Source organism: Acidovorax sp. SRI_002, assembly GCF_057586455.1.
On record NZ_JBYCZW010000001.1, the window covers coordinates 51,595 to 76,674 of the forward strand.

Consider the following 25,080-nt stretch of genomic DNA (forward strand, 5'->3'; position numbering starts at 1 on the left):
GCAAATCAAATGAGCGCAGCGAGGGGCGCGCTTTCACTTCGGTCAAGGCAACTCGCTGAGGCCAGCGGGGGCACCGCGCTGCTGCCGGGCTGTGGCGCCTGCGAGCGTCTCAGGCGGCCGGGGTCAGCAGCGTGGTTTCGATCTTGTTGGCCAATTGGGCAATCGCCAGGGCCGCAGGGCAGCCCGGGGTTTGCAGCAGCAACAACTGGCGGCGCATGACCGCGTCGCGTACCGAGGGATCGGCCGGGATGTCGCCCATGTGGATCAAGCGCATCGGGCGACCGGATTCAGTGGTGACAAAGCGGTCCAGCACCTGCTGCAGCTGGCTGGTGATGGCGCGGCCGTCGCCTGGACGCGCGGCCTGGTTGATGACCATGCGCACATGCTGGCGCTTTTGCTGCATGGCCAGCACCTTGATGGCGGCGTAGGCGTCGGTCAGCGAGGTGGGTTCGGGCGTGGCCACGATGAGCACCTCGGACGCCAGCGAAATGGAAAACAGCACCACGTCGGAAATGCCGGCGCCGGTGTCCAGCAGCACCACGTCGTACTGGGGCGTGAGCGCCTGGATCACGCTCAGGAATTGATTGCGCACCTCGGGCGTGAGGCGCGAATACTCGACCATGCCCGAGCCTGCCAGCAGCACGTTGAAGCCACCCGGGGCCTGGATCACGGCCTCTTCGAGCGTGGCCTTGCCGGTGAAGACGTCGTGCAGGGTGATTTTGGGGTGCAGGTTTAGCACCACGTCCAGGTTGGCCAGGCCCAGGTCGGCGTCGAGCACCAGCACGCGCTGGCCACGGCGGGTGAGGGCCGCAGCCAGGTTGGCCGACACAAAGGTCTTGCCAACCCCGCCTTTGCCGCTGGTGATGGCAATGATGCGGGCACCCGTTGCAGAGTGCGAGGGTGAGGCGGCGCCAGCAGGAGCCGCTGGCGATGTGGGTGGGGGAGGGGACAGCGCGTCGCTCATCTTCTAACTTTCAGTAGGCGCTGCCTGTTGGGTTGGGGTCCACCGGAGGCAGGTCGCCCCAACCCGAGGGGGTGTAGAGCGGGCCAAACAACAGGCTTTTCTCTTCGGCACTGACAGTGCTGTCGGGTTGCTCCTCAATGCTGACGCGGTTGCGGCCTGCCGCCTTGGCCTGGTAGAGCTGGTGGTCGGCACGATCGGTCCACAGCAAGGTGGTGGAGCGGATCCACTGCAGGGCAAAGGCGCCGCCAATGCTCACCGTGACGTGGAGTTCCACCGAGCCCGAGACCTTGATGGGCGTGTTGGCAACGGCACGCCGGATACGTTCGGCCACCACGCTGCCAAAGCCGGCCTGGCATGCGGGGAGCACCACGGCGAACTCCTCGCCACCGTAGCGCGCCAGCGTGTCCATGGGGCGCACGCAGGCACTGAGCGTGCGCGCCACCGACTGCAGCACGATGTCGCCAGCCAGATGGCCATGCGTGTCGTTGACCTTCTTGAAATGGTCAATGTCGAGCATCAGCAGCAATGCTGCCTCTCCCGAGCGGGTGACGCGGTCGATTTCGCGTTCCAGCACGGCGCGGAAGTGCCGGCGGTTGGCCAGACCGGTGAGCGGGTCTTTGAGGGAGAGTTCACACAGTCCGTCGATCAGGCCCTGCAGGTAGCGCGAGGGCACCTCGCGGTGCAACGCTGCTTCGCTGCCGCCAGCCTGAGCCACCAGCGCGTGGGCAGTATCCAGGCGAAGGTCGCGCAGATCTACCAGATGAGAGGCCGCAGAGTCAGACACAAATGGAGCAAAAAGAGTTTGTGCAGTGTACCAGTGCGCCAGCGGGAAGGGCCCCCGCCCCAGGTCTAGGTGAAACCCGCAGCGGTACTGGGAAAAGGGGGGGGGAAGGCTCCTGCATCACACCCGTTCCACCGGCTGCGGAAGCTGCTGCAGCGCTACCAGTGCTTCGGCGTCGGTGCGGTACATCGCGAGGCCCGTTCCGGGCTCCAGCAAACCGGCCTGGCGCAGAACCTGCTCTACGGGAAGCTTGAGGCCGCTGAGGTGCAATGTGCCCCCCCGTGATTGCAGCAGGGCCAACAGCTGCGCGAAGGTCTCTACGCCCGTCACGTCGATCCGGTTGATGGGTTGGGCCATCAGGCACAGGTGCACTACATCGGGATGGGTAGCCAGGTGCTCGGTAACGCGCCGCTCCAGGGCGCTGGCCGAGGCAAAGTCCAGCTCGGCATCCATGCGCAGCGCCAGCAGCCGGGGAGCCAGAGCGGGCAGATGCCACAGGTGCCGGTCGCGCAGGCTGCCATCCGGGTGCAGGCCCACTTCAATGATGCGGGGGTGCAGCCGCTGGTACAGAAAGTGGCTGAGGTTCATCAGCAATCCCACCAGCACGCCCCAGTACATGCGCGGGGCCGTGGCCAGCGTCAGTGCGAAGGTGATGCCGCCGATCACGGCCTCTACCCTTGACACCCGCCACAGGCGCAGCAGCATGCCGGGCTTGATGAGGCTGGTCACGGCGGTTACCACCACGGCAGCCAGCACCGACTGCGGCACGTGGTAAAGCGCCGGAGTGAGCCACAGCAGCACCACGAGTACCAGGGCAATGGCAAACAGCGTGGCCCAGCCGCTTTTGGCGCCCGCATAGAGGTTGATGGCCGAGCGCGAGAACGAGGCACTGGTCGCAAAGCTGCCAAACAGTCCGCTGCTGATTTTGGCCAGGCCCTGGCCAATGAGGTCCTGGTTCTCATTCCAGCGCTCACCGGACCGCTGGCTTTCTACCTTGGCGCTGGACGCCGTCTCCAGAAAACTCACCAGCGTGACGACCAGCACCGGCATCACCAGCGCAGAAAAGCTGGACCATGGCAGCGCACCGGGCCAGTACGGAGCCGGCAGGCCCGAGGGCAACGCGCCCACCACGGCTCCGCCAGCGTCGGCATAGTGCAGGGCCCAGCTCAGGGCGCCGGCCGCGCCCACCACCACAATGGCTGCAGGAAAATTCGGCCGCCAGCGGCGGGCCAAAATCAGCAGCGCCAGACTGCCCAGGCCAAAAGCCGCCGCCGTGAGGTCAAACAGCCCGGTCGAAGGCGTTGACAGCAGCGCCCCCCAGTCTGACCGTAATCCGGTGAGTGCGGCCAGCTGCGAGCCCAAAATCAGTAGCGCCGCTGCCTGGGTAAACCCGCTCAATACGGGGGACGTCACAAGATTGAGCAGCCAGCCGAACCGCGCCATCCCCATGACCAGCTGCAGCAGGCCCGACAGCAAAGCGATCCACGCTGCCATGGCCACCCATTGCGCGCTGCCCGGCTCGGCCAAGCCTGTGAGTGACGCGCCGATCAGCAGGCTGGTAAGCGCTGTCGGCCCCACGCCGAGCCGCGTCGATGCGCTGAACAACACCGCCACCAGTGCAGGAATCAGCGAGGCATAGATACCCGTCACCAGCGGCATGCCCGCCAGCGCTGCGTAGGCGACCCCCTGCGGCACCAGCATCAGGCCCACCGTCATGCCCGCCCAGAACTCGCCTTTGATCAGGGTGCGGTCTGGCCGGGGCCAGGACAAAAAGGGGAACCAACGGGTGAGTGACGCAGCGGAAAAAGCCATGGGTACATTGTCGCGCCTCGGCATCGGGCCAGCTTTGCGCAATTTGCGGCATCGTCCTACAGGTGCCTAGGCTGCATCCGACCTAGTGCGCACCTGCCTGCGTTTACAGTCTCGCCATGTTTCAACCGCAAGGAGTTTCCGCATGAACAATCTGAAGATTTCCCAGCGTCCTGCACACCGTATTGCAACCATCCTGGCCGTGAGCGCCCTGGCCTTGGGCCTGTCTGCCTGCGGCAAGAAGGAAGAGCCGACTGTGGGCCAGCGCCTGGATTCCGCCGTCGAAAAGACCGAGCAGGCCGCCGCCGAAGCCCGCGCCAAGGCCGAAAGTGCCATGGAGAACGCTCAGACGAAGGTGGAGCAGGGTGCTGCGAGTGCAGAATCTTCGGCCAAGGATGCCGCCAACAAGGGCATGGTTTTTCTGAGTGACGCAGAAATCACCGCACAGATCAGCGCCAGCCTTGCCAAGGACCCCGACCTGAGCGCAGTGAAGATTGATGTCGATACAGCCAATGGCCGTGTGACGCTGAAAGGCCCCGCACCCTCCGCCGTGGCCCGTGAGCGCGCCGAAGGCATTGCCAAGGCCGTGAATGGCGTTAGTTCTGTGAACAATCAGCTGGTGGTCAGCGCGAGCTAAGCGCGCGGGCTGGCATCAGCCCCGGCGCCGCAAACAGCGCTTCACACCACGCGCCGCCCGGGTTCACGCCCTGGCGGCGCGCTACCATGGTTGGCATGAAAGAGCACGACACCGACCTCGCCACCCGCATCGTCCACCATGACTACGTTCCTCCTGCTGGTTTCGTAGCACCCCAGCCGGGGGTCTACAAGGCCTCCACTGTCATCTTTCCCAACGTCGCGGCCATGCGCTCGCGCGAATGGAAGGACAAAAGCGGCTACACCTATGGGCTGCACGGCACACCTACCACCTTCATCCTGGAAGAGCGCCTGTGTGCGCTGGAGGGCGGCCTGCAGTGCGTGCTGGTTCCCAGCGGCCTTGCCGCCATTGCCAACGTGGCCTTGGCCCTGCTTCAGCCCGGCGACGAAGTGCTGATCCCGGACAACGCCTACGGCCCTGGCAAAGACCTTGCCAATGGTGAACTGGCGCGTTTTGGCATCACCCATGGGTTTTACGATCCGCTCGACCCAGCCGATCTGGCCGCCCGCATCACCCCTGCAACCCGGCTGGTGTGGCTGGAGGCTCCGGGCTCGGTCAGCATGGAGTTTCCCGACCTGTGCGAGCAGGTGCGCATCTGCCGCGCACAGGGCGTGACCACGGCGCTGGACAACACCTGGGGCGCGGGTCTCGCGTTTGCGCCGTTTGACCTCACAGGTGATGGCAGCCTGGGGGTCGATATTTCGGCCCACGCGCTCACCAAGTACCCCAGTGGCGGTGGCGATGTGCTGATGGGCAGCGTCATGACGCGGGACCCGGGCCTGCACATGAAGATCAAGCTCACCCACATGCGGCTGGGCTTGGGGGTGGGGGCCAACGACGCAGAGGCTGTGCTGCGCGCACTGCCCAGCATCGGCCTGCGCTACCGCGCCCATGACGAAGCGGCCCGCACTCTGGCGCGATGGCTGCAGCAGCAGCCCGCCATCGCGCAGGTACTGCACCCCGCGCTGGAAGGAGCGCCCGGCCACACACATTGGAAGGCACTGTGTGGCGCAGGGCAGGTCGGGGCGGGGCAGGCAGCGGGCCTGTTCAGCGTGATGATTGATGCCCGCTACACCCAGAAGCAGGTGGATGCGTTCTGCGACGGCCTGCGGCTGTTCAAGCTGGGCTACAGCTGGGGCGGCCCCATGAGCCTGGTAGTGCCCTACAACATCGCGAGCATGCGCAGCCGCCCGCCCGCACACTTGAAGCCGGGCACGCTGGTGCGGTTTTCGATCGGGCTGGAGGCGGTGGAAGACCTGCGGCGCGATCTGCAGCAGGCCCTGGAGCACGCCTTCCCGGCAGGCTGAGGCCTGTCTTTTTTGCGCGGGGTGGTAGTTTCCTCAGTGGCGCACCGCCGAGGGCTGGCTTAGTGTGAGTGTTCGCGGGTGTCCCGCTGCCACTTCCAAGAACTGCCCGAATGACCGCCACCCCATCGGATTCCTCCAACCCTCTCCCTGCGTGTGCCGATCCGGCCCAGCAACCGGCGCCAGACACCTCGGTGGCCCAGCCCGTGACCCTGCAGCGCCTGGGGTTGGCGGACCCGTTCCGTTGGCTGGCCAGGGGCTTGCAGGATGTGCGCGCGGCTCCCGGCATTGCCCTGTTTTATGGCGTTTGCTTCTGGTGCATGGCGCTGGTGCTGGGCTGGGTGTTCCGCACCCGGCCTGAATACACCATGTCCCTGGCGAGTGGCTGTCTGCTGGTAGGCCCCTTCTTGGCGATGGGGCTGTACGACACCAGCCGTCGGCGCGAGGCGGGGCTCAAGCCCGAGCTGAGCGAATCGCTCACCTGCTGGGACAGCCACATGGGCAGCATGGGCATGCTGGTGCTGGTGCTTGTGGTGCTGGAGCTGCTGTGGGGGCGTGCATCGCTGGTGGTGTTTGCCGTGTTCTTCAACACCGGCATGCCGTCCACCACGGGCGTGCTGCAGGCGGTCTTCAGCCCGCAGAACTGGAGTTTTGTGGCGGTGTACCTCGTGGTGGGCGGCGTATTTGCAGCGCTGGTGTTCTCCACCTCCGTGGTGTCCATTCCCATGATTCTGGACCGAGACACCGATGCGCTTACGGCCGGTATCACCAGCATGCGCGTGGTGCTGGAGAATCCCCTGGTCATGCTGCTCTGGGGCGCACTTATCACCACCCTCGTGGTGTTTTCCCTCTGGTTCTGGGGCATCGGGCTGCTGGTGGCCGGGCCGGTTCTGGGCTTTGCAAGCTGGCATGCGTACCGCGCATCGGTCATCCCGCTCCAACGCCCCCCAGCGGGGGCTTGAAAAACCCATGCTGTTACAGTGAGTCTCAACTTCAGGAAGCAATTACCTTGGCAACACCCAACTACGGATACGAAAAACGCCAGCGCGAACTCGCCAAAAAGAAAAAAAAGGAAGAGAAGCTGAGGTCCAAAACACAGCGCAGGCCGGACGATCCGCAAGGCGACGACCAGCCCGCTGACGGCCAACCCAGCGGCGATGCTGCGGCCCCGGACCAGCCCACAGGCGCTCCCGGCGCCTGAGCCCTCAGCGCAAGAGTTTTTTCAGTTCCGGCCACACATTGGCAAGCATCTGCGGATGCGCCTCGGCGCGCGGGTGGATGCGGTCAGGCTGGAACAGGCGGGTCGGATCGGGCCCGTCGGCCACCCCCTTCAGGAAGAAGGGCACCACGGCCACCTTCTGGGCCTTGGCCACTGTGGTGAACAGGCCCGCGAACTTGTTGGCGTAGTCGGTGCCATAGTTGGGTGGCACCTGCATGCCCACCAGCAGCACCTTGGCCCCGGCCTTTTGCGCCGCCTGCGTCATAACCGTCAGATTCTCTTCCGTGTTCTTGAGCGGCAATCCCCGCAGGGCATCGTTGCCGCCCAGTTCAATTACCACATGGCTGGGCTTGTGCTGCGCCAGCAGCGCCGCCAGGCGCGAACGGCCGCCCGAAGTAGTCTCCCCACTCACGCTGGCGTTGACCACCGTAGCGGCCAGCTTTTCCTGGGTCAGCTGTTTTTCGAGCAAGGCCACCCAACCCGTGCCACGTGCCAGGCCATATTCGGCGCTCAGAGAGTCTCCCAGCACCAGGATCACGGGCTGGCGAATCGGCGCGGCCGCTGTCTTGGACGTTGCCTGGGCCATGGCGCAGGGCGCCGAAAGCCCCACCAGAAGCCCGATAGAGGCGCGCAGGATAAAGTGGCGCCGTTGCTGATATCGAATCAAAGTAAAGAGCCTTTCATGTCCGAATCCTCTCCATTGCCCAAGACAGCTGCTGCCACACCCATCATTGCCGTGGAGCATGTCTTCAAATCGGTCACGGATTCCACCGGAACCCTCGACATTCTGCGGGATATCGATTTCCGCCTGGCCGCCAGGGAAACCGCCGCCATCGTGGGCGCGTCGGGCTCGGGCAAGAGCACCTTGCTGTCCATCATCGCGGGGCTGGACACCCCCAGCCGTGGCACGGTGCGGCTCGATGGCCACGACCTCTTTGCCATCGACGAGGATGAGCGCGCTGCGCTGCGGGCCCAGAAGGTGGGTTTTGTGTTCCAGAGCTTTCAGCTCATGGGCAACCTCACCGCGCTGGAGAACGTGATGCTGCCGCTGGAGCTGGCCAACCGCCCTGAAGTTCGCAAAAATGCCCGCAAGGTCGCCGCCGACATGCTGGCCCGCGTGGGGCTGGGCCAGCGCCTCTCTCACTACCCCAAGGTGCTCTCGGGTGGCGAACAGCAGCGCGTGGCGCTGGCGCGGGCGTTTGTGGTGCAACCTGCCGTGCTGCTGGCCGATGAGCCTACGGGCAGCCTCGACTTTGCCACCGGCGAAACCATCATGAAGCTCATGTTCGACCTGAACCGCGAGCAGGGCACCACGCTGGTGTTGGTCACCCATGACCGCGCCATCGCCGAGCAGTGCGAGCGGCGCATCACCATCGAAGCCGGGCGGGTCGTGTAAGCGCAATTTGCCGCGCTGAGAGGGAGGCGGAAACCAGGTTTTTGAGTGTTTTTGACCTCTAGCGCTTATTCATAAAGCGCTAGCAGCTATCAAATTGATAGTTTTCCAAAGCCGGTGCCCTGCGCCAGCGGATAATCCCCCCATGTCCAGCCCCAAAGTTCTCTTCGGCTTTCACGCCGTGGGCGTGCGTCTGAAGACCGCGCCGAAATCCATCATCGAGATTTACTACGAAGCCACGCGGCGCGATGCCCGCATGCGCCAGTTTCTCGATCGCGCCCGCGAGGCCGGTGCCCGCCTGATCGAAGCCGACAGCGTGCGCATCGCCAAGCTGGCCGGCAGCCATGGCCACCAGGGCGTGGCTGCGCGGGTAGAGCCCGTGAAGGTTGCCACCTCATTGGATGAACTGCTGGAAGACCTGGAAGCCGCCGGCATTGAGCAGCCCCTGTTGCTCGTGCTGGACGGCGTGACCGACCCGCACAACCTGGGCGCCTGCCTGCGAGTGGCCGATGGAGCGGGCGCGCATGCCGTCATCGCCCCCAAGGACCACGCCGTGGGCATCAACGCCACCGTGGCCAAGGTGGCCAGCGGCGCAGCCGAAACCATGCCGTACTTCATGGTGACCAACCTCGCGCGCACCTTGAATGAGCTCAAGGAGCGCAACATCTGGTGCATCGGTACCAGCGACGACGCGCCCAAGACCATCTACCAGGTCGACCTGAAAGGCCCCGTGGCCCTGGTGCTGGGCGCCGAAGGCGACGGTATGCGCCAGCTCACGCGCAAGACCTGCGACGAGCTGGTCAGCATCCCGATGAAGGGCGCTGTGGAGAGCTTGAACGTATCGGTGGCCAGCGGCGTGTGCCTGTACGAGGCGCTGCGCCAGCGCACCTGAAACGCTCTCAGGCGCTCAAGTGCGCCGGCGGGGGGCCGTTCCTGCGGGACACGCCGATCAGCCCGCCCGGCGCCGGGGCCGCAGGCGCGCCGCCATCAGAAAAAGCAGCGCAGCCAGTGCCACGGTCGCAGGCTGTGTGAGCGTGGGGATGGTTTGCAAGGGCACCACCGCCAAGCCCTGGGCGGCGGTGTTATCAGACAGGATGGCCTCGCCCACGGCGGCGGTGCTGGCCACAATCACCATCTGCCCGATGGTTACAGGCGTACCGGCCACATTGCAGATGACGGTGGCGCCTGCTGGCACGGTGTCTCCCGCCGACCAGGCCGCATTTGTACTGTCCAGCACGCAGCCGGTCTGGCTCAGGCCCGGGGGGAGTCCTGAGTCGATGGCGCAGCGCGTGCCACCGACGGCGTCCAGCAGTCCTGCATTGGTGCAGGAAAACGTCCCGGAATAGGGCTGCCCGGAGATCGCTTGCAGCGGCATGCCCGACAGGCTGATGACCATGTTCACCACCGCGATGGTGGTGGTGGCCGTGGCGCTGTTGTTGGCGGTGTGCGCGTCCCCCGGGGTTGCCACCGTCGTGGTGATGGGCACCTGACCCAGGGTGGGCGCCTGGTAGCGGAAGCTCAACGACAGGATCTGCCCGTCGGCCAGCGTGGGGGGCAGGCCGGAGAGGGCCACCGCACAGGTGGCAGCGTCGAAGCCGACCATGGTCACCCCGGGCGGGGCGCTCACCAGTTGCACGGCAGAGGGGCAGTTCAGCGCCGCCCCGATGGCAATGCTGGGTGTCCAGGGTGTCGCTGCGGTACCGCTCAGGTTGGCAAACGATGCCAGGACGGTCACCGATTCACCAGCCAGCGCCGTCAGGGGCGCGCTGGCGGTGGTTTGCAGATCCACCGGGCTGATCACCGTGGTGCCGGTGGCCGAGTTGTTGGCGGGCAGGTCATCGGGCACGGGGCCGGAAATCGTGGCGGCCGCAGTCACGGTTCCGGCCGCTGGGGCTGTGTACGAGAACGCCATGGGCGCCGCGGGATCGGCGCCGAGCACCGACGCGCCGCCTGCCAGCGTGGCCGGGAAGCCCGAGAACACGTAGCGGCCTTGGCCCAGCGTGTCCACGCAGGATGCGGACGCACCGGTGGGCAGATTGGAGAAGCTCACTGCCGTATCGGCACAGCTGTGATCCAGGGTCAGGCTGTACTGCAGCCCCGTGGCTGTGTCTGCACCACGGTTCGCAAAAGTCAGGCGCCCCTGCACCCCGCTGCCCGGCCTTGCCGCTGCAGGCACAAAGATGGACGCCGCTGTATCCCGCAGGAGCGGGTCAATCCAGAGCACGCCATTGCCGGCCGGGGATGTGATGTAGGTCCAGAGGTCCAACCCCTTGGCATCGCCCCACCCGCCGGTGGCCGCACAGTCGGCGTTGGCATTGGCACCGGGCGGCCACCAGCGGTACAGCTGTGACGAAGCGCCATAGACCAGTGTTGAATCCGCACCGCCCAGGGCCTGCGCAGGGTCGGAGGCGGGTGGCGGGGAGCCGGGGCAGAGGGTTCCGTTCAGCTGACCCACCAGGGTGCCACTCTGGGTGACATAACCCCGGTCATCAAAATAGACGGTGGTATTGCCAGCCTGCGGCCCGTTGAGCTTGGTGATGGTGGGGCCGCCGCCAAAGGTCGCCGTGGCGGTGCTGGTGCCATTGCCGTTGTTCTCGGTATCGATCATGGGCAGATGAATCTCGCCAGCACGCGCAAATGCCCGGTAGGCGTAGGGCGTGGCGCTGGCGGGAAAGGCGGTGCCCGCGGCATCGTTGCCATCCCACGGCACATCCTGTGTGCCCGTGGCGGCGATACCCGTGATGACTGCGTTGGCCGTATTGGAGGGGCTGAAATCCACACCGTCGCGGCTCACGACGATCTGGAAGGTGGAGGCACCGGTGATCGAAAGCCGGAACGTGCCGCCCGCACCCGGCAGGGTGCGTGAACCCACGCTGGGCGGGCGCCCGGTGAATGTGGCGGCCGACAGCAAAGGTGGCTGGGGCGTGAGCGGAATGCGCAGCGCTGTGAGCACCTTGTTGACCTCGGCCGAGTGGGGGGCTGCGGGGGCGATGCTGCTGAAAAAAATCGGAAACTCCGGCCGCTGGGCAGACAGGCCCGCCGCCAGGTTCGTCACAAACGAGTCGCTGCCGCGCACACCCTTGTACAGGGGATGCCCGTTGTCCAGAAACCCCAGCCGGTTGGCATACAGCGCAAAGCCATTGGGATCGAGCCCCGCCAGTGCCTGCGAGTAGCGGTAGCCATCAAGCGTCACGTAGTCGTGGCGTGAATAGACAGGGCGGTTGTTCACCCCCGTGAAGCCCAGCCAGGCGTAGGTGAACAGGCGGCCATTGAGATCGCTGAGACTGCTGGCCGAGGCCCGCACCGTGACGTCCCACGCGGCCACGGTGGAGGTGCTGGGCAGCGGATTGAAGATGTCGGCATTCAGATTGGTGTTGCCGCTAGTGGCGGGCATGAACTGCACGCCATAGATCCCGGTGGCGGGAACACGGTAGGCGCAGGGCGCGAACCCGTTGGTGACGGTAGCGCTGCCGTCGGCGCTGTGGGGGCCAGCGAGCTCCTGGTCGCGGGAGTTCAGTTCCCCCAGAGTGCTGCCGCCAAAGCTCCCCGGCGGCGGCGTGTTGGATGCGCACGAGAAGTCGGCGCTGGCCGGCAGGGTCTCGTCGCCCGGTGTGCCGAAATCCTGCGGGTTGTAGACCAGGATGTCGCCGCCCGTCGTGCGGTTGCGGGAGCCCAGCAGCACATACTCGCCCGCCTCTGCGTAGACGTACAGGAAGGTGCGGCGCTGGACCTTGCCCACATAGCGGTTGCCTGGCTGGAGGTCCAGGTTGGCGCGGCATCCCCGGTCGAGCGTGTTGGCACAGGTGCCGCCGCTGGTAGGGTAGGTGGAGGGGTACAGCGTACGGCTGCCTTCCGCCCAGGCCTGCGGAGCCGCGCACAGCCCAACGAATGCGCTCAATGCCATGGCTGCAAAGGTGCTGTGGCGGCGACAAGCGGGTGGTCCGTCGGACATGTGTGGGTCTCCCTGGTTCATTGTCTGGATGCCGGAAGTGTGGACCCCTGGCGATTCATGAGGCTGGGTGGCTGCGCGGCACAGTCCCCAGGCCGCTGTTCAAAAATTCCTTCAGACATCGCGCCGGGGTGCATTCGGCATGGGTAGGCACTTTAGATACACCGCATGAGTCCGCAGCCAGTCAATCAGCCTGTTCCTTCGCAAGCATGATCAGCGGCTGATCCCTCAAAAGGGTATGCCTCAAGTCTCTGGCTTTGCATGCACATTTTGCTGATGTTGGGCGGCAAGCCGCAAGTGCGTTGGATAGTGGTAGCCGCTTGGCGTTAAACCGTATTGCTTTTTGAACAAGCGACAGACGCGCGCGCTGCCTTTGGCCCTCATGTAGATGCAATCTCTGCAACGGAGCGACGCTGGAATGCGAGTGGCAGGTGAGCATGCAAGGGGTCAATAGGGGTCAATAGGGGGCAATGACCCTTGCGCACCCCTCTGCACAGGGAGCACTGCGCATCCCCAATGCCCAATGGCCCAAAGTGAGCGCTGTTCTGGTTCAGGCATCGCCGTGGCACAACCAGGGCCGATTCGTGGAAGGCTTGCCCAAGGGGGCGCCCATGTGTAACGCGACGGGGTCATGGGTGTAGGCCAACTGCCCGACTAATGGCCGCCGTGGACATAAGTCGCGCAAATCGCACCGCTGGGCAGACAAGCGCAGTACTGTGGGTCACACAAGATAAGTTTTTGTTTGATTAATGACTTTTAAGTCACCACAGAAGGTTTAACACCATGCCATCCGACAGCACAACCACCCTCACCAAATCAGGGTACGCCACACGCGATGCTGCCCCGCTGCTGTCCAAGTTCGGTCGAAAAAATCCCGCCTTGCTGCTGAGCCTGGGGCTTGTTTCCCTGCTGTCCCTGGCATACAGCTGTGGCGCATTGGCGGCGACGGCACCGCCGCTGGGTAGTGCCAGCAACTTCGCCATCGTTTCCGACACCTTTACCAACAGCGGAAATCCGACCACGATCAACGGCTCGGTTTGCTACACCACCCCCCCGTCCACTGCGCCCACCACAGTGACCGGGATCATCAAAACGCCGTGTGATACCGAGATTGCCGACCAAGGCATTGCGTTGGCGGATCTGGATTCCCAACTGGGCACCTGCATTCCCCTCGGCTCCGCCGTTGATCTCAGTGCCGTCGTTGTGAGCGGCGGTACGCCTGGAGTGATCCCGCCTGGCTGTTACTCCAGCACGGGAGCCATGAGTATTGGCTCGACGGTAACCCTGAACGGTTCTGGAATCTACGTCTTTCGCCCCGGCGCCGGGGCGACGACTGCGGCGCTCAACACCGCCGCCGACTCCATCGTTTCCCTCAATGGTGGCGCTTGCGCCGGCAATGTGTTTTGGGCGCCCACTGCCGCGACCACGCTGGGTGCCAACTCCACTTTCATCGGAACGGTCATTGGAAACGCCGGTATGTCCATGGGCGCCGGTGCCACCTTGTCCGGCCGAGCCTTGACGTCGGGCGGAACCGTCACGACGAGCGCCAATGCGATTTCGCTCCCTGGCGTGTGTGCAGCCCCCACCGTGCCTTCGATCACGGTATCCAAAATCTCCAATGGTGGCGTGGGTACGTTTGGCTTCAGCGGCAGCAACGGCTTTGCCAACCAGTCCATCACGACCCTGGCATCCGGCTCGGCCGTGGCTGGGGCGACGCAGACGCTGACCGCAGCGGGTGTCAGCACTTCCATCACTGAAGCAGCGCCACCCTTGGGTTACACCCTGGCTTCCATCAGTTGCACCGGCCTGGGTTCAGGTGGAACGCAGACAAACGACCTCTTGACGCGCACCGTCACGCTGGATGCTGCGGCCACTGCAGCAGGGACGGCCATCGCGTGCACCTTCACCAACAACTTGGATGGATTCGTTCCGCCCTCGACCATCCCCTCCCTTTCCGAGTGGGCGATGCTGTTCCTCGCCGGACTTCTGGCCATTGCGGGATTTGCTGCAATTCGGCGCAAGGGCCTGTAGGTCGAGAAACCATGGGCGCAGCGACGCAGACAGACGCCGCCGTTGTGCGGTGATCTGCTGATCCACAACATGCCCCGGTGAGTTTCACGGAGTGCGGCGTTGGCTCGCACGATGTCGGGGTGTCGTGCGGTTCGGCACCCTGTGCACTGCAGGCTGCCGTCGCCAAGTACTGCATCCCCCGGAGAGAGCCGGTCCTTTCTGGGTATGTTCTGTCGCGAAACTGACAGCAAGTTTCCCCAGCTCCCGCTAGGCTGCCCCACCTTTGCTTTCTTCGGGATCTCCCACACCATGAGCCGTCGTCAATTTCTCTTGCGCGCCACCCAGGCCGTTGCTGCCACTGGCCTGCCCGCATGGGCCCACACGGCCCAGGCCGCCGAAGAAGCACTGACCGCCCGCACCATCAACCTGGGTTGCTCCATCGCACTGACCGGCCCCTTGGGCCAGGCTGGCATCGAGCAGGTGGCAGGCATGAAGGCCGCGTTTGCTGAAGTGAATGCTGCTGGCGGCGTGCATGGCCGCGAAATCCGCATGGACCCCAAGGACGATGGCTATGTGGCTGCACGCACCCTCAAGAACGTGACCGAGATGGTCGAGGCCCAGTCGGTGTTCGCGCTGATCTCGCCGCTGGGCACCGCCAACACGGCATCCATCCTGCCGTTGATCGAATCCAAGGGCATTCCCACCGTGGGCCCGGTGACGGGCGCGACCTCGCTGCGTGCGCCTGAGAACCGCCATGTATTCTTCCTGCGCCCCACCTACCGCGAAGAGACGCAGCGCCTGGTCAAGCAGATCGTGGACATGGGCCTCAAACGCATTGCCGTGGTGTACCTGGACAACCCGTTTGGCAAGGAAGTGCTCAAGGACATGTCCCGCGCGCTGGACGAGATCAAGGTCGAACGCGGTGGCGAGTTTGCACTGGCCGTGGACGGCAAGAACGGCGCTGAGCTGGCCGACAAGGTGGCTGCAGAGCGCCCGGGTGCCGTCCTGCTGGCCACCACGGGCACAGCCAACACCGCGTTTGTGCAGGCCTTCCGTGCCAAGGCACAGGGCGTGCCGCTGGCGGGGCTGTCGGTTACGGTGATCTCGTCCGAGCTGCCCAAGCTGGCTGCGTCCACACGGGGCCTTGCGCTGGTGCAGGTGTTTCCGGACGCGAATTCGCAAAAATCGGTGGTGGTTCGCAAGTTTCAGAGCACCATGAAGGCTACCGGGGCTGACCCGGCCTTCTTGAACAGCGGCAGCGCGCTTGAAGGCTGGCTCAACGGCCAGATCATGATCGAGGGGCTCAAAAACGCGGGCAAGGACCTCACACGCGACCGTCTTCGCGCGGGCCTGGCCAGCATCCGCGCGCTGTCGTTTGGGGACTTCAACGTTGGCTTTGGCAACAAGGCGCCCTACATCGGTTCCGACGCGATCTACCTGGCCGTGTACGCGGAAAACGGGCGCCGGATCAGCTGACCCAGCCCCGTGTCACGCAGGGGTGCCAAGCGCGGCACCTCTGCCATCGCCTACACCCAGCCGATAGCCCCCAGCACCGCCCCGGCGCCCAGCATCCACAGCAGGTGCAGCCTGGTGCGCCACACCAGCACCACGGTCACGGCGCTGAGCAGCCACAGGGGCCAAGCGGTGTCGAAGCTGCCGTGTGCGCGTGTCAGCACCCACGAGGTGGCCAGCAGCAGGCCAATGACCACCGGCGCCATGCCTTGCTTGAAGGCACGCACGCCGCGCCGCTCGCGGTTGCGGTGGCCCCAGCGGGTGGCCGTCCAGGTCAGCAGGCTGCTGGGCAGCATCACGCCCAGCATGCACACCGCCATGCCCAGGGCGCCCAGCAGCCAGCCTGCAAGGCCCGGGCCGCCTGCGTTGATGCCCACGTTCCAGCCCAGCAGGGCGATGAACAGCACGTTGGGGCCGGGCGCCGCCTGGGCAATGGCGATGGATGCGTTGAACTGCGGGTCGGTGAGCCAGGCGTTGCGCTCCACCAGGTAGCGGTGCATGTCGGGAGCGGTGGCAATGGCGCCGCCCACGGCCAGCAGTGACAGCGACAGGTAGTACAGGAACAGGTTGAACCAGTCGCCGGCGCCCAGGGCCGTCAAGGGTGTGGTGAGGGTGGTGGCTGCATTCATGGCGCGAGCTTTCTCCACGTCAGCACGCAGGCCGCGCCACCGATCACCGGCAAAATCCAGAACAGCGGCCAGCGCAGCCACGCCATGGCCACGATGGTCAGCGCTGCAAACGCCACACACAGCGGGCGGCCGAGGGGGTGGTTTTTGATCGACACAAACAGCTTGATGCCCACCCCCGCAATCAGCCCCGCCGCCACGGCGCCCATGCCGCGCAGCGCACCGGCCACGGCCGGGTGGCTGGCAAACTGCGCATAGACCACGGCCAGGGCCAGCACCAGGATCAGCGGAAAGGTCAGCATGCCCGCCAGCGCCGCCAACGCGCCGCGCAGGCCGAAGTAGCGGTCGCCAATCATGATGCTGAGGTTGACCACGTTGGGGCCCGGCATGATCTGCGCCACGGCCCAGTCCTCGACAAACTCCTCGTTCGTCATCCAGCGCTTTTTCTCCACCAGCTCGCGCTGCACCACGGCCAGCACGCCGCCAAAACCTTGCAGGGCCAGCCAGGTGAAAGACCAGAACAGATCGGACGGGTTGCGGGGTTGGGGCCGGGGTGGGGATTCCGGGGGCGGGGAGGGCAGATCGGTGGCAGTGGCCATGGAAAATTGAGTAAAAATGGCTGCTAGCGCTTATCTGGTAAGCGTTGGAAGCTATTAAATCAGGAGTATTTGGGGTGCGCGGCTGGCGCTGCGGTGCACCCCGCACCATGTTACGCGCGCCACACGGGCTGCGCAGGGGATGTGGCCCTCGTCTTGCGGCAAGGCAGGGCCGGTGATTGGCGTACACGCTGGGGGTTGCGTGCCGCTATGCTGCGTGTCGGCGCAGCGCGGCTCTGGCTGCGACTGCCACCTTTCGCCGACCCCACCAGGATTTCCCGCCATGAAACTCATCCGTTACGGCCAGCCCGGCGCAGAACGCCCCGGCCTGATCGACGCCACCGGCACGCTGCGCGACCTGTCCATGCTGCTGCCCGACATGGGCCCGGCCCAGCTCAACCCGCGCACGCTTTCTGCCCTGGCCGCCATCGACGCAAGCCGCCTGCCGCCCGTCTATGGCACACCGCGCCTGGGCAGCCCGGTGGCTGGGGTGGGCAAGATCGTGTGCGTGGGGCTCAACTATGCCGACCATGCGCGCGAGGCGGGCCTGCAGCCGCCCGCCGAGCCTGTGTTGTTCATGAAGGCCGTGACGGCGCTCAGCGGCCCTAACGACGATGTGCGCATTCCGCTCGGCGCTGTCAAGACCGACTGGGAGGTCGAGCTGGGCATCGTCATCGGCACCCGTGCGCGCCAGGTGGCCGAGGCCGATGCGCTGCAGCATGTGGCGGGCTATGTGCTGGCCAACGACGTGTCTGAACGCGCCTGGCAGATGGAGCGCGGCGGCCAGTGGGACAAGGGCAAGAGCTACGACACCTTTGCCCCGATCGGCCCTTGGCTGGTGACGGCCGACGAGGTGCCCGACCCGCACGCCATCGACCTGTGGCTGGAAGTCAACGGCCAACGCGTGCAAAACGGCAGCACCCGCAACTTCATCTTTGGCGTGCCCACCGTGGTGTCGTACATCAGCCAGTTCATGACGCTGGAGCCCGGCGACGTGGTGCTGACCGGCACGCCCGCAGGTGTGGGGCTGGGGCAAAAGCCCGCCCCCTGGTTCCTCAAGCCCGGTGATGTGATGCGCCTGGGCGCCACGGGCCTGGGTGAGCAGGTGCAAAAGTGCGTGGGGGGATGAGTCGGGCGGTGGGCCTGGTGCGGTTCACACGGCGCAGCGCTCTTGGGGCCGGACCTATTTGCCCAGCTTGCCGATCAGCAGATGGTCCTTGGTTCGCCAGCCAGCCTGCTCCGGGGTGCTGACCCTGAAGATTTTCAGGTCCGCCTGGCTGGCGTGCTTGACGCGGTAGACCTTGAAGCTGGCCTGGTTGGCATAGGCCACAAAGAACCAGATCGCATCGCCGCTGGCCTGGGTGGCGTAGTGCACCTCGTGCCAGCATAGGTCGGCCTGGCTTTCATGCGCCACCTCGCAAATGTGGGCGTCGGCCTGGTTTTCGTATTTCACTTCCAGGATCTTGGCCATGGGCATCCTTTCGGGCGGTGGTTCGGGCGGGGGCTTGTCCTTCCAAGGGTATCCAGACTTTGGGCGCGCCAGCCCCCGGGTTGCCCTGTAGAGATGTAAGATTTTGAGTAAAAACAGGGCCTGGCGCTTGATGGGAAAGCGCAAGCAGCTATCAAATTGGGAGTGCGAGGAGCAACCAGGGCCCAGTGGCGGGTCAGTTCTCCACCTGCACCGACTCTACAAATACCAGCTCGCAGGAATTGGCCCCGGAATCTGATCGTGTGAGCGAACTCGTCCAGCGCCAGCCGCTGGGGTGTGTCACCTCCACCAGCCTGCCGGTGATGCGGATGTAGGCCCCCGCACGGGCCTTTTTGAGCGCCCGCTCCACCACGGGCGTGGCGGCAATCATGTGCATGTTGGCTGACGATTCGATGATCTCCTGCAGCGGGATGGGCGGTTGGTCGCGCCAGGTATAGCGGTACCAGCGGCCACCCTGGGTGATTTTCAAGGCTTCGTACACCGCAGGGTCGGCCATGCGCTTCCAGCCCAGGGCCAGGTCCAGAGGGGACAGCTCGGCCTCCTTGCCCACGTAATAGTCTTCGCGCGACAACACCCGTGCGCGCACGGCAAACGTGGCCAGTGGCTTGACCTGGTACCCCCGGAACTCGAAAGCCGCCTGGCTGGTGGCCTCCTGTACGGGGCTGTCGGCCGGTGGCTGAGAGACAGCGGCCAGCCCGTGGTTTTGCAGCCGCTGGTCGGCGTAGTGCACCCTGAGCTTCTCGACGGCAAAAAACGCCACGAGCAGGGCCATGGCGATCTTGAGGAGGGTGGAGACGTTCATGGGCTTTCACAAGAGTCACGGAATTGTGCACAGATGCAACGCCAGGTAACGCCGAAAGGCGCTCCACCGATTGGCGACATCCGCTGACAGCCCGGGGGGCCGCACCCCCGCAGCGGTGGGCCCGGGTGGCGTGCACAGTGGCCGGATGCGCGTGCAACCTATTCCTCCTCCAGTCCGTGTTCCATGACCGCTGAGCTGCTTCCCGCCCTGGGCTTTGTGCTGGTCGGCCTGCTGCTGGTGGTGATGACGCTGACCAGCTCCTTCATCGCGCGCGTGCCGCTCAGCTCGGCCATCCTGTACCTCGCCGTGGGCGTCGGCATTGGGCCCTGGGGGCTGGGCCTGCTGGTATTGGACCCGGTGGGTGATGCCCCGCTGCTGGAGCGGCTGACCGAGATTGCCGTGCTCATCTCGCTGTTTACCGTGGGCCTGAAGCTGGATCTGCCCCTGCGCGACCGGCGCTGGCGCATTCCGGTGCAGCTGGCCACCCTGTCGATGCTGATCACCGTGGGCGCCATCACCGCCGTGGGCGTGTGGCTGCTGCACCTGCCGCTGGGTGCTGCCGTGCTGCTGGGGGCCATCCTGGCGCCCACCGATCCGGTGCTTGCGTCCGATGTGCAGGTGTCCGACCCGCAAGACCGTGATCGCTTGCGTTTTGGCCTGACGGGCGAGGGCGGGCTGAACGATGGGGCGGCGTTTCCGCTGGTGATGCTGGGCCTGGGCCTGATGTCGCTGCACGACCTGGGCGAGAGTGGCTGGCGCTGGTGGGCGGTGGACGTGCTCTGGGCCGTGGTGGGTGGCCTGTTGATTGGCTACCTGCTGGGCGTGGTTGTGGGCCGGGCCATTTTGTACCTGCGCATCCGCCACCGCGAGGCGCTGGGCCCGGACGAGTTCATGGTGCTGGGGCTCATCGCGCTGGCTTATGGCGTGGCCTTGTTGTGCCATACCTACGGCTTTCTGGCGGTGTTTGCTGCCGGGTTGGCGCTGCGGCGCGCGGCGGCGGAGCCAGCTGCGTCCGTGGCATCGCCTGCGCAAGGCGACAACAACGATGGTGAAGCCCCCGTGGCCGCTCAGGCGCCGGGCCACATGATGGAGTCGGTCGAGCGCTTCAACGCCCAGCTGGAACGCCTGGCCGAAGTGACCGTGGTGCTGGTGGTGGGTGCGCTGCTTTCGGTGGTGGACTTTGGCACCGAGGTGTTGTGGTTTGTGCCCGTGCTGCTGCTGGTGATCCGCCCGCTGGCGGTGTATGCAGGGCTGGTGGGCGCCAAGGTAGAGCGCTCGCAGCGCCGCCTGATCGCATGGTTTGGCATCCGGGGCATTGGCTCCATCTACTACCTCATGTACGCCATCACACACGACCTGCATCCGGTGATTGCGCAGCGCCTGCTGGCGATCACGCTAGCGGTGGTGGTGGCGTCGGTGCTGCTGCACGGGGTGTCGGTAACGCCGCTGATGCGGCGCTACGAGACGCGCCGCAAAACCAAGGCACAGCGGCCACGGTGAGTGAGCAAGATCTGTTCAATCGAAAATGAACTTTGGCGCTTTATCTGTATGGTTTTGTTGCTATGATTTTTGCAGTTTTGGGGGGCGACCCCCTCTCGCCGCACCTCAGAGGCTGAGAGTTTTTTAGCCGAGCCGAGGCGTTTTCGCGTGCAAGGCGGGCATGGATAAAAGACTCTCAGCCTCTCAGACCCAGGTGTCGTGGCAAGGCACATGGGCGGGGGCCAGGTTGATGTACTGCACCAGCCGGGGCTGCGTGCCCCGATTGGGGCTGGGGCCATGGGGCAGGGCCTGGTGCCAGATCACCAGATCGCCCGTGCCCGCGCCGATGGGGATGGCACCCAGCGCATGCAAGTCTTGCTGGCGGGGCTCGACCCCAGCGGGTAGCTGGGCCAGCCAGTCGCCCACCCGGCGGTGAAAACCTGGCACCAGGGTGAGGGCACCTTGTTCGGGGGGCGTGTCGGTCAGGTACAGAATGCCCTGGGTGGCAAAGGGAATAGGCTGGTGCAGGCTCACATCCCAGTGCATGCCCTGGCCGCCGTAGGGGTAGCCGGGGCGTTCTGGAGGGTTGAAGCCACAGCGGTCGGTGCTGCGCCACAGGTCTGCCGTGCCCCACAGCTGCGCAAATGCCTTGTGGATGCGCAGGGAACGTCGGTTGACGTCGAATGCCGGGTGCTGAAACATCTGCACCATGGTGTTGCGCGGGGCGTGGTCGTACCACGACTCCACATCTGCCGGGTCGGCGCGCACGGCCTCCCACACCGCCTGTGCGGCGGCGACGCAGTGCTCTGGCGTGGTGGCCTGGCGTACCACCACATAGCCATGCTCGTCCCAATGCGCCAGGTCGTCCGCATCCAGCACGGGCTCCATCGCATCGATCCGGGCCTGCAGCTGCAAGGCCGCTTCGGGCGCCGGGCCGCCATCCACAAGGGCTTGAATCCGCGCCACGGTGGCGGCATCGGGCGCGCCCGCCGTGCGCACGATCCAGTCCTCAAAGGCAGCGAACTCCGGGGCCTCGCGCAGCACGTATTGCATGGTCTGCTCCAGCCCCACACCCAGCGCGGCCAGCACGATCTGTGTGCGGTGGGCCTCCGCTTCGGCGCCCTTCAAACCCTGGCCCTGGCGTGCGGCCATCCAGCGTGACCAACAGCGTTTGAGGTGTGGGACCTGCAGGGCGCCCCTGTCCGCATCGGGCGGCAAGGAGCCAGACGCTGTTGGGGGCGTGGTGTTTGGGATCGGGGAGTGCATGGATGGAGCAAATCAAAAACGGTTCGGGGTCACAAGGCACGGCCCGCGCCGAACCCTGCGCGCAGGCCTGCCGATTTTGCAGGGTGGTCCGCCATCACCGGGCCAGGGCCACATCGCCTGCAAGCCGCTGCGCCACCACATTGCGCACAGACGCCGGGGCGCTCTCCAGCAGGCTGGGCCATTCCGTTTTGGCCCGCGCCACCGTGTCGCGCAACAAGGCCAGGTGCCTGGGCACGCGCAGCAGCCCGGCCGATTTCATCAGGCCTTCCATGTCGTCCCAGGTCAGCGCCCGCAGGGTGTTGTCGATGGCGCGGTTCACGGCATATTGCTGGTCCGGCACGCCCTCAAAAAACGCGGCCACACACACCGGGTCGTACACCGGGGCCAGCTGTGGCACGCGGCCGTCGGGGTAGACCAGGGCCCAGTTTTTCAGGTGCGCGTCGGTGTTGCCCATCAGGATGAAGGCCACCATGCGCGCCAGAAACTCGCGCGTGTCCAACACCGGCTGGCGGCTCAGGCGGTTGAGCACGCGCAGCATGGTGGCCCAGTCCTGCAGCGCGCCCTTGCCATGGGTTTTGCCGTATTTCTGGCGCGGCGTGTAGCCCAGCACCTGGTTGAACTCTTCCATGTGCACGCGGGCGCCGCCGGGCAGGTGGTCAAAACGCTGCACGGCCAAAATTTCGTTGAAGGGCACGGCATCGGGCAGGTCGGCCTCAGCGCGGGTGATGACGCGCACATCGGCGCAATGCAGGCCCAGTGCCTTGCACAGCTGGTAGCCGGTGAACTCGTTGGCCACCAGGTCGGGGTGGGCGGTGGTGGGCAGCTTCAAGATCACGCTGCCCGCTGCGCCCTTGCGATGCACCGTGTAGCGGCGGCCGTCCTGCACCGCGCTGAACTTGGTCACCACGCCGGGCAGCGAGGCCGCGTCTTCCACCGGGTATTCCACAAACCCCGGCTCCAGCACATCGAGCCCCTGCGTGGTGTGCCAGTGCCGCACCACGTCCGGGATGCCGTCTTGCGCAGGCACGGGCTCCACCTCCAGCGCGCCCATCAGGTCGTGGCCTGCGGCGGCCAGCAGCTCAAACTCGTCATCGGGGCTGCAGCCGCGCTCGCGCGCCAGGCGGTCGCGGTTGTGGCCTTCGGGCAGCAGGTTCTGGAAGTACACGGGCCAGCGCCCATCGGTGCGCACCAGCCGCGCATCGCGTGCTGATGCCAGGATCTGCTGCGTGGCTGCCTCGTCCGCGCCCTGGTAGCTGAGCGACAGGGTGGGGCGCTGCGGGTTGCGGATATAGCTCTCGTCAAACGACACGCGCAGGATGTCGCCGTATTTCGAGAGGTAGCCAATCGGCTCGCGACCGCCCGCCGCCCCGTCCGCCTTTGCCGGGCGGTGCAGGTACAGGCGCAGGTAGCGGATGGAAGTGCTCATGGGGTGTTGCTATCGTCAGCGGCGCAGACCGTCCACCACCGAGGGCGGTGCATCCACACCCTCCGGCTGGCCCAGAAACTTGCCCCCCGCCTGAATGAACGCCTCCAGGCTGGGCCGCAGGCTGCTGGGCACGGCAATGATGTCCATGCCCAGCACGCGGGCCATTTCAGCCAGGGTGGAATAGCGCGGGTCCAGGTCGCCGCCTTCGGTGCGCTGCACCGTCATGCGGCTAAGGCCTGCACGCTCGGCAAGCTGGGCCTGGGTCATCTGGTGGGCCTTGCGGGCGGCGGCAAGGGTAGGTATGAGGTCAGTAGACATGATGCTATTTATACTCTTAATATTTAAAAAGAGTATAAATTTTATCTTTTCGCAAAGTTTTTTGACCCAACGGGAGCGAGAAGTGGCGGGTATGCCGCTACAGGTCAGGCCCAGTCTGTGCCACTGTTCCGGCGGGACTGCCCGGAACGGGCGCATTGCAGCGGTTGCTGTCGGTGATGTCGGCCCTCTGAGTTCACGGTCTGGGCCACTCAGCGCTCATTCACGCGCATGGACATCTCGGACCCAGTGGCCTGGTTCAAAGTTCGGCTGACCTTGCCAGCCAGCCGGTACGTTCACGCCCGAACCTCTATTGACATCGGCCCATTCGGCGTGGACTTACATGCAGCTTAATGAACCCGCAGCACCTCAAACTGCTGTCGGATTGAAGCGACCTGTATCGACACCTCGTCACCCTCGCATTTACCCAGCATGGCCCCGCCCAAAGGGGCCTCGCTGCTGATGACCTGAACGAGCTGTGCGCCGCTGACCAACTTCATGCTGCCCCCATCCGGGCCGAGGAAGAGCTGCTGCTCCTTGTCGTCAGAATCAACCAGGCAGACCAGCGCGCCGAGCTGGATACCTTTGCTGGCGTCGTAGGGGCGCGGGCGGAATTGGCGCCAATTGGCTATCGCCTGGCGGATGGCTTCGGCGCGCCGAGCTTGGCCGGTGGCCAGGTAGGCGGCTTCGAGTCCTAATGTGTCGTATTTGTTTTCGGCGATGTTTTCTTCGTGAGTGGCCGTTTCATGGGCCGCCCGCATTGCCTGTTCTGCTTGCACCAGGTCTTCGGCGAGCCGTTCCAGCACCTGCTTCTGCAGCAAAAATTTATCCATGATGAAGGGGCGGCATCTCGAACAAGCGGGGGTAAGTCTTGATTGTGAAGGACTCCACCAGCCCTCGACGCTCTTGTTGGCTGCCGTGACCTTCAGCTAAGTGCACGCTGCTACCGATGAGATCATTGATGGAGCCCATTGCCAGGTACGAAGGGATAGACTGAGCTATGCAAAGATTTCCCCTCAGCGTTGTTGCAGCTGTTCGTTGGTTGGCTTTGGCAATTTTTTGCTTCGGCATTGTCACTGTCGGCCAAATGCTGATTTTTTATCAGGTCACGCGTTGGGGGAAGTTTGTCTGTCCAGAAGGGTGGTGGCGTTCGTCGCCCGGACTCTGTGCTTTTCCACCCGTATCAATTTCGATCTGGTCGATTAGCTACGCTGCAGTTTCGATACTTCTTGTTTGCACTGGCGTGTTGCTCGCGCCCTCACATAAGCTTAAAGCTTGCGCGACCATGCTGATCGCGTTGATGAGTTGGCAAGCCTACATCCTCATCGCCAAATCGTTTTCTTGGGTCGCTCTCGGGTCGCTGTGTGCAGTGGTTGGCATAGCAACATGCTTTGGTCTTGGCGCACTGGCTTCGCGTGGCCCATCATTGCGGCGAACGTACGCAAAAATTCCCGCTCCTCAGTAGATCAAGCCTCCGTTGCCGGT

Annotated in this window: 24 protein-coding genes; 11 read left to right on the forward strand and 13 right to left on the reverse strand. The window is 65.0% G+C overall.

All coding sequences use genetic code 11. From position 1 onward, the window contains the following. Window positions 1-109 precede the first annotated feature (109 nt). The 3 genes from AC2YJX_RS00210 to AC2YJX_RS00220 all read right to left on the reverse strand — a co-directional run bounded on the left by AC2YJX_RS00210 (window position 110) and on the right by AC2YJX_RS00220 (window position 3,557). Window positions 110-964 carry a MinD/ParA family protein gene (locus AC2YJX_RS00210; protein WP_121506525.1) on the reverse strand — a complete coding sequence of 285 codons (855 nt, stop codon included), beginning with the start codon at window positions 962-964 and terminating at the stop codon, window positions 110-112. Between the two features lie 10 nt (window positions 965-974). Next, window positions 975-1,748 carry a GGDEF domain-containing protein gene (locus tag AC2YJX_RS00215; RefSeq protein WP_055398112.1) on the reverse strand — a complete coding sequence of 258 codons (774 nt, stop codon included), beginning with the start codon at window positions 1,746-1,748 and terminating at the stop codon, window positions 975-977. 117 nt (window positions 1,749-1,865) lie between these two features. After that, window positions 1,866-3,557: a SulP family inorganic anion transporter gene (locus tag AC2YJX_RS00220; RefSeq protein WP_121506524.1), complete on the reverse strand. Its 1,692-nt coding sequence runs from the start codon at window positions 3,555-3,557 to the stop codon at window positions 1,866-1,868. A gap of 142 nt (window positions 3,558-3,699) precedes the next feature. Here AC2YJX_RS00220 and AC2YJX_RS00225 point away from each other — a divergent pair, with 142 nt between their 5' ends. From AC2YJX_RS00225 to AC2YJX_RS00240, 4 genes are all read left to right on the forward strand, one after another. Beyond that, the gene (locus AC2YJX_RS00225; RefSeq protein WP_436130177.1) at window positions 3,700-4,191 is read left to right on the forward strand and encodes a BON domain-containing protein; all 492 of its coding nucleotides are present in this window, start codon (window positions 3,700-3,702) and stop codon (window positions 4,189-4,191) included. A gap of 86 nt (window positions 4,192-4,277) precedes the next feature. Next, window positions 4,278-5,516 carry a PLP-dependent transferase gene (locus tag AC2YJX_RS00230; protein WP_487254893.1) on the forward strand — a complete coding sequence of 413 codons (1,239 nt, stop codon included), beginning with the start codon at window positions 4,278-4,280 and terminating at the stop codon, window positions 5,514-5,516. 110 nt (window positions 5,517-5,626) lie between these two features. After that, window positions 5,627-6,475 carry a DUF2189 domain-containing protein gene (locus AC2YJX_RS00235; RefSeq protein WP_487254894.1) on the forward strand — a complete coding sequence of 283 codons (849 nt, stop codon included), beginning with the start codon at window positions 5,627-5,629 and terminating at the stop codon, window positions 6,473-6,475. A gap of 47 nt (window positions 6,476-6,522) precedes the next feature. Further along, complete coding sequence (locus tag AC2YJX_RS00240) at window positions 6,523-6,714, forward strand: hypothetical protein (RefSeq protein ID WP_218301002.1); 192 nt, start codon at window positions 6,523-6,525, stop codon at window positions 6,712-6,714. 4 nt (window positions 6,715-6,718) lie between these two features. Here AC2YJX_RS00240 and AC2YJX_RS00245 read toward each other — a convergent pair whose 3' ends face one another. Further along, window positions 6,719-7,399 (reverse strand): arylesterase, encoded by a 681-nt coding sequence (locus AC2YJX_RS00245; RefSeq protein ID WP_228895166.1) that lies wholly within the window; start codon window positions 7,397-7,399, stop codon window positions 6,719-6,721. 15 nt (window positions 7,400-7,414) lie between these two features. On the opposite strand from AC2YJX_RS00245, the gene AC2YJX_RS00250 reads away from it, so the two are divergent. After that, a complete protein-coding gene (locus tag AC2YJX_RS00250; protein WP_055398119.1) occupies window positions 7,415-8,128 on the forward strand; it encodes an ABC transporter ATP-binding protein in 714 nt (237 codons plus the stop codon). Window positions 8,129-8,270: 142 nt separating this feature from the next. Next, window positions 8,271-9,017, forward strand: a complete 747-nt coding sequence (gene rlmB, locus AC2YJX_RS00255; protein ID WP_056644258.1) for a 23S rRNA (guanosine(2251)-2'-O)-methyltransferase RlmB — start codon at window positions 8,271-8,273, stop codon at window positions 9,015-9,017. A 57-nt stretch (window positions 9,018-9,074) separates the two neighbouring features. Here rlmB and AC2YJX_RS00260 read toward each other — a convergent pair whose 3' ends face one another. After that, window positions 9,075-12,077 carry a hypothetical protein gene (locus AC2YJX_RS00260; protein ID WP_487254895.1) on the reverse strand — a complete coding sequence of 1,001 codons (3,003 nt, stop codon included), beginning with the start codon at window positions 12,075-12,077 and terminating at the stop codon, window positions 9,075-9,077. A 780-nt stretch (window positions 12,078-12,857) separates the two neighbouring features. Here AC2YJX_RS00260 and AC2YJX_RS00265 point away from each other — a divergent pair. Together AC2YJX_RS00265 and AC2YJX_RS00270 are read left to right on the forward strand one after the other, a co-directional pair. Beyond that, window positions 12,858-14,105 carry an IPTL-CTERM sorting domain-containing protein gene (locus AC2YJX_RS00265; RefSeq protein ID WP_487254896.1) on the forward strand — a complete coding sequence of 416 codons (1,248 nt, stop codon included), beginning with the start codon at window positions 12,858-12,860 and terminating at the stop codon, window positions 14,103-14,105. A 288-nt stretch (window positions 14,106-14,393) separates the two neighbouring features. Beyond that, a complete protein-coding gene (locus AC2YJX_RS00270; RefSeq protein ID WP_218301006.1) occupies window positions 14,394-15,560 on the forward strand; it encodes an ABC transporter substrate-binding protein in 1,167 nt (388 codons plus the stop codon). Window positions 15,561-15,610: 50 nt separating this feature from the next. Here the strand turns inward: AC2YJX_RS00270 and AC2YJX_RS00275 are convergent, their stop codons facing one another. Then, complete coding sequence (locus tag AC2YJX_RS00275; protein WP_228895174.1) at window positions 15,611-16,225, reverse strand: chromate transporter; 615 nt, start codon at window positions 16,223-16,225, stop codon at window positions 15,611-15,613. Next, window positions 16,222-16,821, reverse strand: coding sequence for a chromate transporter (locus AC2YJX_RS00280; RefSeq protein ID WP_121420015.1), 600 nt, complete (start codon window positions 16,819-16,821; stop codon window positions 16,222-16,224). The genes AC2YJX_RS00275 and AC2YJX_RS00280 overlap by 4 nt, the downstream gene beginning before the upstream one ends. 280 nt (window positions 16,822-17,101) lie before the next feature. Between AC2YJX_RS00280 and AC2YJX_RS00285 the strand changes: the two genes are divergently transcribed. Further along, window positions 17,102-17,947 carry a fumarylacetoacetate hydrolase family protein gene (locus AC2YJX_RS00285; protein ID WP_487254897.1) on the forward strand — a complete coding sequence of 282 codons (846 nt, stop codon included), beginning with the start codon at window positions 17,102-17,104 and terminating at the stop codon, window positions 17,945-17,947. Window positions 17,948-18,001: 54 nt separating this feature from the next. Here the strand turns inward: AC2YJX_RS00285 and AC2YJX_RS00290 are convergent, their stop codons facing one another. Both AC2YJX_RS00290 and AC2YJX_RS00295 read right to left on the reverse strand, forming a co-directional pair. Further along, a complete protein-coding gene (locus AC2YJX_RS00290; protein WP_055401176.1) occupies window positions 18,002-18,289 on the reverse strand; it encodes a 7(1) septoil knot domain-containing protein in 288 nt (95 codons plus the stop codon). A gap of 193 nt (window positions 18,290-18,482) precedes the next feature. Continuing rightward, window positions 18,483-19,109, reverse strand: coding sequence for a hypothetical protein (locus tag AC2YJX_RS00295; RefSeq protein WP_487254898.1), 627 nt, complete (start codon window positions 19,107-19,109; stop codon window positions 18,483-18,485). Between the two features lie 183 nt (window positions 19,110-19,292). Here AC2YJX_RS00295 and AC2YJX_RS00300 point away from each other — a divergent pair, with 183 nt between their 5' ends. Then, complete coding sequence (locus AC2YJX_RS00300; protein ID WP_487254899.1) at window positions 19,293-20,609, forward strand: cation:proton antiporter; 1,317 nt, start codon at window positions 19,293-19,295, stop codon at window positions 20,607-20,609. A gap of 183 nt (window positions 20,610-20,792) precedes the next feature. On the opposite strand, the gene AC2YJX_RS00305 is transcribed toward AC2YJX_RS00300, so the two are convergent. From AC2YJX_RS00305 to AC2YJX_RS00320, 4 genes are all read right to left on the reverse strand, one after another. Continuing rightward, window positions 20,793-21,740 carry a phytanoyl-CoA dioxygenase family protein gene (locus AC2YJX_RS00305; protein ID WP_487254900.1) on the reverse strand — a complete coding sequence of 316 codons (948 nt, stop codon included), beginning with the start codon at window positions 21,738-21,740 and terminating at the stop codon, window positions 20,793-20,795. Window positions 21,741-21,948: 208 nt separating this feature from the next. Continuing rightward, a complete protein-coding gene (locus tag AC2YJX_RS00310; protein ID WP_487254901.1) occupies window positions 21,949-23,280 on the reverse strand; it encodes a type II toxin-antitoxin system HipA family toxin in 1,332 nt (443 codons plus the stop codon). Between the two features lie 15 nt (window positions 23,281-23,295). Beyond that, window positions 23,296-23,598, reverse strand: a complete 303-nt coding sequence (locus AC2YJX_RS00315; RefSeq protein WP_487254902.1) for a helix-turn-helix transcriptional regulator — start codon at window positions 23,596-23,598, stop codon at window positions 23,296-23,298. Between the two features lie 347 nt (window positions 23,599-23,945). Continuing rightward, window positions 23,946-24,428, reverse strand: coding sequence for a GreA/GreB family elongation factor (locus AC2YJX_RS00320; protein ID WP_055401157.1), 483 nt, complete (start codon window positions 24,426-24,428; stop codon window positions 23,946-23,948). 167 nt (window positions 24,429-24,595) lie between these two features. On the opposite strand from AC2YJX_RS00320, the gene AC2YJX_RS00325 reads away from it, so the two are divergent. Beyond that, on the forward strand, window positions 24,596-25,060 hold the full coding sequence (locus AC2YJX_RS00325) for a hypothetical protein (protein WP_487254903.1): 465 nt from the start codon (window positions 24,596-24,598) through the stop codon (window positions 25,058-25,060). Window positions 25,061-25,080: the final 20 nt, after the last annotated feature.